Raw genomic sequence first — 13,192 nt, forward strand, 5'->3', positions numbered from 1 at the left:
TATCATATAGCTATAAAAAGAGCAAATAAGAAAGTTAAAAAGCACGGTGCAGTATTACACCGTGCTATAAAAAGACTATACATATTTCTTTACTTCTTCCTCAAATTCTTCAGCGGATACTTCATTATAGAACTTTCTTTTCAAAGTATGTATATCTATACCTATTATTTTGTTATCCTCTATCTTTAAGGCGCCCTGTTGTGGATTTAAGCAGGAATAAGGCATTACTTCACTATCTTTCTCATTAGAATCTAGGAACATATAGTATTGCTCACCAATCTTAAAGTAATCTTCACTGTCAAAATTATTAGCTATGACCCTACTGCCATCTCCTAATTGTTTAACGTATACCATTTCCTCTTCATTTAAAGATCCTTTTAAGGACTTTAACACCTTAACCTTAGAAACAGTATACAAATGAGATATGGCTTCACCATTTCCATATGCCCCTACCTGAATTTCTTTCACAAACTTATCAACAATCTCGCCCTTTATTGCTATTTTACTCTCTTTAACTACTTCTTCTAAGGATTCATAGGTGGGATAATTCATGCTTATTACCTTAGTTATAGTTCCAGAATCCAACTTATCTATTGTCTTTTTCTTTTTGGATAGCTTCTTGTAAATTATCAATGATGCGCCAACTACGCTAGCAGCTGCAACACCAGCTGCTACTCCAATAGCAAGGTTTCTCTTCTTCAAAATACCACGCCCCTTTTCACCATATAGGTACATTATATTCCTTTATTTTCTAAATTTCAATTATTATCGCAATATATTTATCATCAATTTTCTCATAAGCTGGCACTAATATTTTTTTCCCGGAAGGACTCCAAAAAATATATGGAAAGCTTCGTGGTATATTTTCTGCTATCTTCTCAAACTTACCAGAATAAATATTAGCTAAAAATAAAAGATCTCCTTTACCAGAACTATTTGATACTAAATAAGCTAGTTTATTTCCGCAGGGAGACCAACTAAATCCACCTACTCCTCCTCCATCGTATATATTTAACTTTCCTCCTCCATTCTCATCCCTAATATCTAAACTTTTTCTTCCTAAAGCTACACTTGCAAAACATAATCCTTTCCTGTCAGGAATGAACTCTGCAATATCTTGAAGTAATAATTTTGTTTCCTTTCTAGCCATATCATACTTATACAATTTATATTCATCACTAACATAATATACTTTATTATCCACCATTACAGGATCCCTCATAAAGACCTTAGATTTAGGCACAATTTCCTTTCTTTCTCCCTTAAGTGATGCAAGAAATACTCCGCCCTTAGTGTAAGAGAAGAAAATCACTGAATTTTCATCACCCCAACGTCCTATTCCTATAGGTATCTCATCCTGCTCTGTAACCTGTATTCTTTCATTATTAGTTAGATTATAAATATAACCTGTTCCTGTTAATTCACTACCCTCTTCATAAAAAATATACTTCCCATTTGGAGAAACTACTGAATATTCTATATCCTTATCCGATGATATCAGAAGACTTTCCGTACCATTTTTTAAGTTGTATTTATATATTCCCTTACTCTTCTTTTCCTTTTTAATAATTATGTTTTCTTCATCTAACCAACCTAAAGGATATATTCCATCAATCCTTTTCACCTTACTAACTTCCATACTGGAAGCATTCATCACAGAATCTTTCTCTGCAAAATTCTTATACTTATTATTGTAGTAACATAATATAAATAAAATCGCTAATAGTAAAAAAAATATGACAGTTATAATCTTTTTTGAATTATATCTAATCTTCAATACTAACACCTCCACCTATAAAGTTTACAGCATTAGTATTGGTAAAAATTTATATTTTATTACTTTATTATGGTAACCCGTAACTAAAATATACCTCCTACTTTTGAAAATATAATTTTCTAATTACCAACTTAAAGCTTTCTTGAAAATATCAATAATTCTCTACTTTCCTTCCAACCTTCAGTAATCCAAAAATCCTGTTCTTCATAATTATAATCCCTTACAAATAAGCTACATTCCTCAACACCATCTTTTTTAAGTTTTCGTATGAGCTCATTAATCATATAACTTTCAGTCTCTTTTGATCTATAATCCTCTCTTATAGCCAAATGATATATATGAGCTCTTTGTCCATCACTTCCACATAATAGAGTTCCAATAATTTTATTGTTTACCTGACACACTAGATTATAGGAGGAATTCTTTCTTAAAAACCTTTCTAATTTATCCTTAGATTGCAATTGATTACTTTCAACATTAGGTACTTCAGTCCATAGTTTTAGGATTTCCTCATAATCATTGATATCCATTTGTCTTATAATCACAGTTACTCCCCCTAATTACTTTATATATGCACCTTTTAATTTTCTCTATATATTAACATTTTTGTATTTTTTATACATAAATACTTTTAAAAAAGGCAGAAATAATTTTATCTTATATTTCTGCCATGTGATATAAAGACCCGCCATGCAAATTGAGATCTGAAATATACTTCATCCTCAACTCCATTAATAACAAAATATATACTATTATATAATAAAACACCGCCAAAATCAAATATTTGAAATTTAAGTTAAGAAACACTACATAGATTATTCCATAATAACTATAATATTTACCTTTTCATTAATAGCATAATAAATATATAAACAATTATAAGTATTAAAAAGGATAAATAAGCTATTCCTTTACCTTCTTGGGCTTTTGATTCATTATTTATAACCACTTTCACTTCATTATCTATAGCAAAATCACTTGTCCCTTGAGCTGATATATTATTTGTCTTTCTATTTCTTTTATACATAAAACGCAAAATAAATATAATTGCTACTAAAAAAGGTATTGCAAAAATAAAGGTAAAAATTAAAGATATAATTTGATTTCCTGAATTAGCCGCAGACTCTACTGCTGACTCAACTTGCTGCTTAGGTAGTAATTTAAGTATTTGCTGAGCACATACGCTTATTGAATTAAAAGTAAAATGGCACAATACAGAAGACCAGATGGAATTAGTTGCTCTTACCATAAAAGCAAAAATTACTCCTAATACAAAAGTATATAAAGATTGCTGAAAATCCATATGTAACATACTAAAGGCCACTCCGTTAGCTATACAAGCTACCCATATATTAGCTTTTTTATATCCATATAGAAATATACCTCTAGTTACTGCCTCCTCACATATAGCAGGAGTGATAGCCATCATAAATAACATTGTAGAGAAAGGCATAGACTGTAATATTTCAAAGGCCTGCTCTACTGGATTATCAAAGAATAATCCTGTCAGTTGAGAAAAAAAGGCTGCCACAGGATGAGCTAAAAAGGCTATTAAAATTGAAAAAATAATGTCTACAAAAGAAATTTTATTAATACTAAATACCTTTTTCGGTGATTCCTTGGTGACAATCATATAAATTATAATTGGCAGCAAGAAAAGTATATATTCTGCAAAAATTATATAATTATTGTATCCTATCAAAGCAACTATCTCTCGTGTTGCAAAAGCTGGAATCAAAAAAGAAAATATAAGTATCATTGTCATAAATAAATTTGATTTAAAAATCCCCTTCATTTTGTTCCCCCTGCAAATTAATTTCAACTATCTCCGACTGGCTACCAACTCTTATAGGCGGACCCCAAGTGCCGTAACCACAGGAAACTATAGCATTTAATGAAACTTTTTTCATATATCCATAATCTAGTTCAAAGATTCTTGAGGTTATTAGGTTTATAGGTGCTAATTGTCCCCTATGAGTATGTCCCGATACCATAACATCCACACCAGCCTCTTGAGCTTTATCAAATTCAAGGGGTTGATGATCCATCATGACTATAGGCTTATTCTTATCAACTTCACTTAAAATATCCTCTACAGATTTTCTATTTATCCCTTTACCTCTAGTTATAGAAGCATCAACTCTACCCACTATATAAAAGCTATCATCCACCAACACCGCTTCATCCTGTAAAACCCTCAAGCCAGCTGCCTCATAGGCCTCTACAATTTTATCAGTATTATCACTAAATCCCTCATGGTTTCCCAAAACAGCATATACTCCATAAAGGCTCTTAAGATCTTTGAAAATGTCCTTTATATTATACTCTACAAAAGGTTCTAGTTCCCTGTCAATAATATCTCCTACTAGTAGCACTAGGTCAGGATTAAGTTCATTAATTTTATCTACCATTTTCTTTACTCTTTCACCGTCTATCACATTACCAATATGTATATCACTAACCATTACAATTTTCATTCCATTATTCTTTAGACTTTTATCAATGGTCACATTATAAGGAGTAACTTTAACCTTATTAGCAGACCAAATTCCTGATATTAAAAGTCCTATAATCAATACAGCAACTGTTAATGAAAGAGAAAGTTGCAGCTTGCTATTATTTATTATACTTTCTAAACTATTCTTAGCAAACTTTTTTAAGATAAGTTTTACTAAATCTATAAATATTAAAACTATAAATATATAAAAGAGCATACCAAGCCATATGCTACCTATAAACTCTAAAAAGAAAACTACTTTATTAGGATGCTTTCTTAAAAGCTTCGCAATAATATAAGAGAAGGCTATAATCCAATAAATTCCCCAATAAACCTTGCTCTTTATAAAAGGTACACGTGAAAAGGTTCCCTTCCAAATTTTTTTGCCTATATAATAGTTAACCAATCCATAAACACTTATAAAGGCTATAAGAAACAGATAGTATAATAGCTTATATAAAATACCACTTGCTATCATTGCAATTCCCCTCTTAACCACTGTAAAACTGCTACAACGGTTTTATTTCTAACCTCCTGTCTGTCTCCGGAAAAATTAAATTTTTTCACCTCTACCTTACCATCTATATATAGGCCTGCATAAACTAATCCCACCGGTTTCTCCTTTGAACCTCCCCCTGGTCCTGCAATACCTGTTACTGAAATTCCTACCCTAGTTCCAGTTAGTTTGATAAGACCTTCTACCATCTCTCTAGCAGTTTCTTCACTTACTGCACCGTACTTCTCCAAAGTTTTCTCAGATACACCTAGCAATTGCATCTTTGCTTCATTAGAGTAGGTAACTATTCCATGAGTTAACACTGCAGATATACCAGGATAATTAACCAAGGTAGCAGAAATTAGTCCACCGGTACAAGACTCTGCTGTAGATATGGTCATTTTTTTATTAACTAAAAGTTCACCTACAACCTTTTCTATGCTATCCATAATAAATCCTCCTAATCAAAAGCACCAGAAGCTTTTATATATTTTATGCTCTGATGCTTAGTAAACTTATATTAAGTTTTATTTACTTTTGTTATAGACACAATAATCACTTTGTTAATTATAACATAATTAACTATACAAAACCAATAATTTATTAAGCAGCCAGATACAACTATTTATTTCCGGCTGCTATCTTTTAATAAAATCTTTATAAACTTTGAATATTTCTAAAGCTTTTTAAGCATAATAAATTATGCTTCTCTTATAACAGACAAATAAACCTTGCCATTATCTTTAGTTTTTGAATAGATAGAACAATTTTTTTCTTGAAGCAAACTACATATTATATTTATATCTTCATCATTAACTTTATCAAAAACTACAGTAAAACTATCATTGAAATCTATTAATTCAATATAATCACTGATATTACTATAATCGCTTAAATTTATTTCACCTCTAATGTCTAACTTGTATTGAGACATGAAAAAGCACCCTTCCATTGTAAACTAAGATACATTCTTATTTATATCCAATTAATATTCTCTTTATGTATACTTTTACAAAGGCTATGTAAAAAAATAGAATTTTAAAAAGTGGCCTTTGGCCACCTTTTAAACTACTTCATTTTGCTTTTTTGCATTTTCTATTACTTTTGCCGCCTCTGCTGGAGGAACCTCTTCATATCTCTCAAACTTTAATCTAAAGCTTCCTCTACCTTGAGTTATAGATTTTAAATCTGTAGCATACTTAAACATCTCTGCCATAGGAACTTCAGCTATAACTCTCTGTCCATTATCAACAGGATCCATACCTAAAACTCTTCCTCGCTTTTTGTTAATATCAGCAATAATGTCTCCCATGTATTCATCTGGAACCTCTACTTCTAAGTGCATGATAGGCTCTAATAAAACTGGACTTGCTGCCTCCATTCCCTTTTTATAAGCTAGTGACGCTGCTATCTTAAAAGCCATTTCTGAAGAATCTACAGGATGATAGGATCCATCATGTAAAGTAGCCTTCAACCTAATAACAGGATATCCCGCTAACACACCTCTTCTCATGCTCTCTCTTAATCCCTTTTCAACAGCAGGAATATACTGTTTAGGAACTACCCCTCCTACTATTTCATCAACAAACTGAAGGTCAGCAGAATCATCTCCTGGCTCAAACTTAATCCAAACATCTCCATATTGTCCATGTCCTCCAGATTGTTTTTTATGTTTTCCCTGAACATCTGAAATTTTCTTAATAGTCTCCCTATATGGTACCTTAGGCACCTGTAGTTCTACATCTACGCCAAACTTATTTTTCAACTTGCTAGCAACAATCTCTAAATGAGTTTCCCCTAAGCCAGAAATAATTATTTCTGCATTTTCCGTATCTCTACTAACAGAAAGGGTAGGATCTTCCTCTAAAAGTTTCTGTAAGCCTGCTGATATTTTATCCTCATCACCTTTTGCTTTAGGTATAACACTGAAGGAAATTACTGGCTCCGGAAAATTTATCTTATCATATATCAGCTTATAACTTGGATCACAAAGGGTATCACTGGTACTAGTAAACTGTAATTTAGCTACAGCTCCTATATCTCCTGCTACAATTTCTGAAGTTTGAATCTGATTTTTACCTCTCAAGTAATATAAATTTCCGATCTTCTCCACCTTTTCCTTATTAGAGTTATAAATAGTACTATCTGCCTTTAACTTTCCTGTTATAACTCTAAATAATGAAAGCTTACCTACAAAGGGATCTGCAATAGTTTTAAATACAAAGGCTGAAAAAGGACCTTCTTCCTTTAGGTTAACAAAAATCTCTTTATTAGTCTGTAGATCTATAGCTTTTTGAGGAATAGCATAATCTGGAGATGGGAAACATTCTACAATGTCTTCTAGCAAAGTATCTATACCTATGGACTTCAAAGCACTGCCACACATTACTGGAGCTATATCTCCAGAAGCACAACCTGAGATTAATCCTTTATATATTTCTTCATCACTTAATTGTCCTTCACTAAAATACTTATCTAATAATTCTTCATCAGTCTCTGCTACCGCTTCCATAATCATTGTTTTACATTCATCAACCTTATCTATAAGATCTGCTGGTATTTCTGTTACTTCCATCTTATTAGTCTTAGGATTAAATACTCTAGCTACCCGAGATATTACATTAATTACACCTTTAAAATCTGCTTCGCTGCCAATGGGATATTGTATTGGTACTACAGAAATTCCAAACTTATCTTTCAACTGTTGTAAAACCTTTTCAAAATTACTGTTTTCTCTATCTAACTTATTGATAAAAAAGGTTCTTGGAAGCTTTATTTTATTAACATAACTCCAAGCCTTTTCAGTGCCCACCTTTACTCCTGAAGTAGCACTTACTACTATCATAGCTACATCTACTGGCCTCATACCTTGGATATACTCACCTACAAAATCAAAATATCCTGGTATATCTACTAAATTAATTTTAGTGTGTTCCCATTCAATGGGAGCTATAGAAGCTGATATAGAAATTTGCCTTTTTCTTTCCTCTATATCATAATCACTGGTAGTATTTCCTTCCTCAACTCTACCAATACGATCAATTGATTTAGTATGATATAGTAAGGCTTCTGTTAACGTTGTCTTTCCGGATCCACTATGTCCAATTATACCAACATTTCTTAGATTTGAGGTTTTATATTCCTTCATAATGATACCCCCTAATAAAGTTTCACTCGGTAAAATACTTAATATATTCTATCCCTTAAATATTTTTTCCTGCTAAATTATTAAAATTTTCTAAATATTTTGACTACATTGATTGTTACCTACCTCCGCTGATTTACTTAGTCGATTCAATTTAATAATATTAATATTTTACTATCAATATACCTGTTCTTTTGCTCTTACTATTTAGCACAAATAAAAAAAGATATAAAAAGCAAATATACCCTTTATATCTTTAATTAGAGCTGCTATTAAACTTTAAATTTATTGATATTATTTGTCAAACTGTCTGCTATAGACTCTACATTTTTCGCTACATTATAAACCTTTTGTACACTAGTATACTCTACTTCAGAAGTAGCTGCTATATCCTTTGCTGATGATAAAAGTTCCTCAGCAGTAACAGATAATGACTCTACTCTATGAATTATATGTTCCTTTTCTTTCACTGTACTTTCAATAAGCTCATAGGACTCCTTCATTTGAACTATAGAATTGTCTACTTCCTTTTGTATATCATTAAAAGATAAAACAGTATTTTCAACTACAGATACCTGTGCACTGATTTTCTCCGATATTAATGCAGTATTGCTAGTAACGTCATTAGTTCCTGACTTAACAGTATCAATAAGAGCATTAATACTTTTTGATGAATGCATAACCTGCTCTGCTAATTTTCTTATTTCATCTGCAACAACAGAGAAACCTCTTCCTGATTCTCCTGCACGGGAGGCTTCAATTGCAGCATTTAGGGCAAGAAGATTAGTCTGTTCAGCCACTCCATTAATAACGTCCGTAATCTTTTCAATTTTCCCTACATCACTGCCTAATACTCCAATTCTATCTTCAGCTTTTTCAAACAAGGATCTTATATCTTTTATTGATGCAATTAAATTCCTAAGTTCTTCTGATCCCTTGTCCGCATTCTCCTTTATTCTCTCACTGCTTCCCATTACTTGATGAGATTTTGTCTGAATATCATCTAAAGCTTGACCAAATTCATCAAATCTTTCTGACATATCAGAAATATAAACAGTCTGTTCATTTATGGTCTTGAATACTTCATTCAATGCACTACTTACTACCTGAGAAGATGATGCTGCATTTTCACCCGCAATAGTTAGTTCCTCAGAAGCTTGGTGCAAGCCAGTAGTTGTATATTTTATTCCATCTACCGTTTCTCTTAAAGTAGTTATGGTACCATTAAGTCCTTCCGTTAATTTACCAATTTCATCTTTAGTCTTACATTGGAATTTTAAAGTTAAATCCCCCTCTGCAAAATCATCCAATCTATTGATTATAGAATTTAGTGGTCTAGTAAGTCCTCTTGATATTAGTATGGCTGCAATTATAGATATCAAGACTATTAACAAGGATATTATAGCTACATCCACCATGCCTTTCATAATGAGATTATTCATGTCCACTAGCGATATTCCAACATTTATTGTTCCTATTTCAGCTGAACCTTCGTAGTATGGAAGAGCAACGTTATAAACTTTCTCTCCATTTGGTGCTTCAAATATAAAACCTGAAGTCTCTCCTTTATTTATATGAGATTCTACTGTTCCATTACTTCGGCTAGCAGAGCTTACTGCGTCAATTTCATTATTAGTATCTTTCGTAGCTCCTTCATCGCTGCTAACAAGCAAATTCATATCCTGATCTGCAATAGAAATATAAACAATATTTCCATTGCTTGATTCTACTATAGTTTTAAAGGTTGTCCTTATTTTTTTCTTTTTCACTCAATCTTAAATCCCCAATCTGCTTATATACCTGTACAATGAAAGCGCTTCCATCGTTCATCATTTGATTCTTTACAGCACGAGTTACTTCATAGTAAGATACTCCCATAAAAGCTAGAGTATAAAATAGAGCTACAGATATTATAACTGCTACTATTTTTCTCTTTAAAGAATTAAACATATTGTGTCCACGACTCCTCACATAATTAATTTCCTGAAATACTGGCGAATATTTTAATTATACTACAAAATACGACTCTTTCCTCTATATATTTTTAAAATTTATATTAATAATAATTTTCTCTAAAAACATCTTATAATTTATACTTCTATTGTATAAAACATAAGTTTTCAAAAGTTATTAAGTATATATAAAAAAATAATCGCTGCCTATAGATTCCTTAAAGGAACCCTATAAACAGCGACAATTTTATAAATTACTTAAGTGATATGCTCCAATCTTGAGAATTATTATTGTCCCACTTGCTTCCATCAGTAAATACTAGATCTAATTTACTTGAAGCTGCTGATGGTACATCTAATGTTACTTCCCATAGGTTATTTCCCTTTGAAGTCATAGCAGTGTCAGTTACACCTTTCCAGCCATCATAACCCCAATGTATTTTCACATTAGAGGAGCCTTGTAAGCTTCTGCCTTCAGCATTATATTTTATAGTTACCTTCTTATCTGCTAATGTCCAAGAAAGTGTTGGTAGTGGTTCTGGAACCTTTACAGCTATACTCCAATCTTGAGAATTGTTGTTATCCCAAGTAGTTCCATCAGTAAACACTATATCTAGCTTGCTTGTAGCTGCACTTGGTACTGTTAATGTAACTTGCCATATGTTATTTCCCTTTGAAGTCATAACAGTATCAGTTACCCCTTTCCAGCCATCATAACCCCAGTGTGCTATTACTTTTGAAGAACCTTCAAGTGGTCTATTAGCAGCATAATAAGTTATTGTTATCTCTGATCCTGCCTCAGGTGAAGTAGGACTGTAGGATAAAGTAGTTGTTGGTACTGGATCTGTTTCTTCTGTTGCTCCAGTATTCACAGCAACGCTCCAGTTATTAGAATTGTTGTTATCCCATGAACTTCCATTAGTAAATACTATATCTAGCTTGCTTGTAGCTGCACTTGGTACTGTTAATGTAACTTCCCATACATTATTTCCCTTTGGAGTCATAACAGTATCAGTTACGCCTTTCCAACCATCATAACCCCAATGAGCTATTACATTAGAAGAACCATGAAGTGATCTATTAGTAGCATTATAAGTTACAGTCACAGTTTTTCCTACTACAGGTATTGAAGGATTAAAGCTAACTGTTTCTGAAGTTACTGGGTCTGTTGGATTGCTTGGTTCCGTTGGAGAAGTTTCTTCATTGTAAAGAACTATAACTTTTCCACCAGGAACATATCCAGTGATTCTACCATTAGAAACGTATAAAGTAGTATTTGCAGAAGCTTTATTTGTGTAAGTACCATCTTTTAAGTTTGTTGCAGAATCTATGTAAGTATCTCCGCCTACATTAACAATAACCATTCCCTTAGTTCCACGTTCAATTATCATAGTTTCATTTCTTGTCCATCTAAGGTATTCGTTTTCACCAACCATAGCATTGTGGAACTTGTTAACAGCAACTATATCTGGTTGATTCCAGTAAGTTTCAAAGGGTCTTGCAAAATATCTTGTAGTCACTTGAGCTCTTGCAGCTATTATAGAGTAAGCCATCTGTCTTTCCCAAAGTCCAAGACTTCTAGAGGAACCATTTTCATAATCGTCATGATTTTCTACATAGACAAAGGACTTGCTCGGATTAAGTACAGTATCATAGTGCCATATTGCTCCTAATCCTGTTAAGTTCTTAGAAGTTACAGCATATCTCAATTGACCACCATATCCATGAGCAGTTATATCATAGTATGTTAAATAAGCTTGCTCATTATCACCCTTATCTGGAAGCACCTCTCCAAATAAATATAAGCTATCCTTATTTTTTAGATTTCCTAAAACTCTATCCCAATAATTTCCTGACCATGACTTTCCTGCATCTTCACCTTTATTGGTTTCAATATGCTTAGCACCATCAAAACGGAATCCATCAGCACCAGCATCTATTAGCTTATTAAGGAAATTAATATGCATATCCTGGATATCCGTTCTTTGAGTTGCTAAGTCTGGTAACCCTCCCATATTTTTTTGAGTTACCTCATATCTATCTTGATAGCTATTTATAGTTCCTTGATTATGATAGAGTTCTGAACGTTTTAGACTAGAATCTACCGCATCTGACCAAGTTCCTGGAGAATTTCCTTCTGCTACATGATTTAAAACTACATCAACTATAATTTTAATACCATACTTTTCTGCTTCTTGACAGAGAGCTTTAAAATCAGATTCTGTTCCTAATTCAACGTTTCCTATTGCATAATTTGTAGGCTGGTATAGCAACCACCATTCACCAGTAGTAGCCTTGATACCTTGTACTGGTGATACTTGAATTGATTTGTAACCAGCTTCAGCTATCTGTGGTAGAGTGTTTTTAATATCTGTAAACTTCCACCTATATGCATGAAGCATTAGTCCATCTTCTGTATTACTTGGAAGTCCATAATTGCTAGCAGCATGTGCTGTAACAGTATTTACTAGACTACCATCTCCCAATTGTGGAAATGAAACTACTGTTAAGCCTGCTACCATCAATGTGGATAATAAGCTTGGTAATATTCTTTTCTTAAACCTTTTCAATTCTAATTCTCCTTTTTTTATTTTTTGCATAGAATTACACAATGTTTATTGCTTGTCCCCCCCTCCCTGCAACAAATTTAAGGTAAATTCTATGCTTATATAGAATTCAATTTCAAAGTTTATTTTATTTTGAAAATTAAAACTATTGAAATTGAGATCTATTGTAAAAATTACAAAGAATGATGCTATAAATTTAATTTAAAATGATTGAAAATATTGAATTCTACTATTTTAGCTGCATATTTAAGTTCATAATTAAATCCAAATTTCTATATCAGACATTTGGAATCGTTTCCACAAAACCGCTAAAAAATTTATAAGTTTTTGAAAATCAAAAAAAGAAGCATTATAATTTCTTATTTTAAATATCTTTCCTAATTTATCATTTATCTTAAGTAGTTGGAGTTAATTGGTTGAACACCTGGAAATGTCAAGTGGAATAGTCATTTATTCTCATAATATCATATTTACCTTTTTCCGTCAATCTATTTTGAAATTTTGTAAAATAATATGTTAAATTGTTATATTTTATCATTATTACATGCATCAACCTTGTATTTCGACAAAGATATAATGAAAAATATATCTGTGAAGAAAACTTCAATCTCAGACTATTTGACATATACGGATAATAATTATCCTTACATCTCTGATCCTATGATGCTTAACATGCCTATCTGGAATAAAAAGTAACTTAATTTATCTTATCTTCAAAAAATATAAAAAACAGGCTTTCGCCTGCTGCACACTTTTTT

10 protein-coding genes and 1 pseudogene are annotated in these 13,192 nt (G+C 32.1%); all 11 read right to left on the reverse strand.

Annotated features, from left to right (window positions below; translation table 11 throughout):
* Window positions 1-75 precede the first annotated feature (75 nt).
* The 11 genes and pseudogenes from N3C_RS06490 to N3C_RS06540 all read right to left on the reverse strand — a co-directional run bounded on the left by N3C_RS06490 (window position 76) and on the right by N3C_RS06540 (window position 12,437).
* Window positions 76-702, reverse strand: coding sequence for a hypothetical protein (locus tag N3C_RS06490; RefSeq protein ID WP_074365241.1), 627 nt, complete (start codon window positions 700-702; stop codon window positions 76-78).
* Between the two features lie 49 nt (window positions 703-751).
* On the reverse strand, window positions 752-1,777 hold the full coding sequence (locus N3C_RS06495) for a TolB-like translocation protein (RefSeq protein ID WP_074365242.1): 1,026 nt from the start codon (window positions 1,775-1,777) through the stop codon (window positions 752-754).
* 131 nt (window positions 1,778-1,908) lie between these two features.
* Complete coding sequence (locus tag N3C_RS06500; protein WP_074365243.1) at window positions 1,909-2,322, reverse strand: GNAT family N-acetyltransferase; 414 nt, start codon at window positions 2,320-2,322, stop codon at window positions 1,909-1,911.
* 293 nt (window positions 2,323-2,615) lie between these two features.
* Window positions 2,616-3,572: a CPBP family intramembrane glutamic endopeptidase gene (locus N3C_RS06505; protein ID WP_074365244.1), complete on the reverse strand. Its 957-nt coding sequence runs from the start codon at window positions 3,570-3,572 to the stop codon at window positions 2,616-2,618.
* On the reverse strand, window positions 3,556-4,752 hold the full coding sequence (locus N3C_RS06510) for a metallophosphoesterase (protein WP_074365245.1): 1,197 nt from the start codon (window positions 4,750-4,752) through the stop codon (window positions 3,556-3,558). Before N3C_RS06510 ends, N3C_RS06505 begins: the two co-directional genes overlap by 17 nt.
* Window positions 4,749-5,213, reverse strand: a pseudogene (locus N3C_RS06515) (CinA family protein); the annotation flags it as partial. The gene N3C_RS06510 and the pseudogene N3C_RS06515, both read right to left, overlap by 4 nt.
* A 257-nt stretch (window positions 5,214-5,470) precedes the next feature.
* Window positions 5,471-5,704, reverse strand: coding sequence for a hypothetical protein (locus tag N3C_RS06520; protein ID WP_074365247.1), 234 nt, complete (start codon window positions 5,702-5,704; stop codon window positions 5,471-5,473).
* A gap of 129 nt (window positions 5,705-5,833) precedes the next feature.
* Window positions 5,834-7,918, reverse strand: a complete 2,085-nt coding sequence (fusA, locus tag N3C_RS06525; RefSeq protein ID WP_074365248.1) for an elongation factor G — start codon at window positions 7,916-7,918, stop codon at window positions 5,834-5,836.
* 269 nt (window positions 7,919-8,187) lie between these two features.
* A complete protein-coding gene (locus N3C_RS06530) occupies window positions 8,188-9,684 on the reverse strand; it encodes a methyl-accepting chemotaxis protein (RefSeq protein ID WP_074365249.1) in 1,497 nt (498 codons plus the stop codon).
* The gene (locus N3C_RS06535) at window positions 9,653-9,865 is read right to left on the reverse strand and encodes a hypothetical protein (RefSeq protein WP_074365250.1); all 213 of its coding nucleotides are present in this window, start codon (window positions 9,863-9,865) and stop codon (window positions 9,653-9,655) included. Before N3C_RS06535 ends, N3C_RS06530 begins: the two co-directional genes overlap by 32 nt.
* 256 nt (window positions 9,866-10,121) lie before the next feature.
* Window positions 10,122-12,437 carry a carbohydrate-binding protein gene (locus N3C_RS06540; RefSeq protein ID WP_178377781.1) on the reverse strand — a complete coding sequence of 772 codons (2,316 nt, stop codon included), beginning with the start codon at window positions 12,435-12,437 and terminating at the stop codon, window positions 10,122-10,124.
* Window positions 12,438-13,192 lie beyond the last annotated feature (755 nt).

This window comes from Clostridium sp. N3C (assembly GCF_900095445.1).
Classification (GTDB): domain Bacteria; phylum Bacillota; class Clostridia; order Clostridiales; family Clostridiaceae; genus Clostridium_AU.

What these genes read in the sequence shown, in the direction of transcription:
- N3C_RS06535 (WP_074365250.1), bottom strand. Translation starts at nt 9,865, where the DNA reads ATGTTTAATTCTTTAAAGAGAAAAATAGTAGCAGTTATAATATCTGTA.
- N3C_RS06520 (WP_074365247.1), bottom strand. Translation starts at nt 5,704, where the DNA reads ATGTCTCAATACAAGTTAGACATTAGAGGTGAAATAAATTTAAGCGAT.
- N3C_RS06505 (WP_074365244.1), bottom strand. Translation starts at nt 3,572, where the DNA reads ATGAAGGGGATTTTTAAATCAAATTTATTTATGACAATGATACTTATA.
- N3C_RS06510 (WP_074365245.1), bottom strand. Translation starts at nt 4,752, where the DNA reads ATGATAGCAAGTGGTATTTTATATAAGCTATTATACTATCTGTTTCTT.
- fusA (WP_074365248.1), bottom strand. Translation starts at nt 7,918, where the DNA reads ATGAAGGAATATAAAACCTCAAATCTAAGAAATGTTGGTATAATTGGA.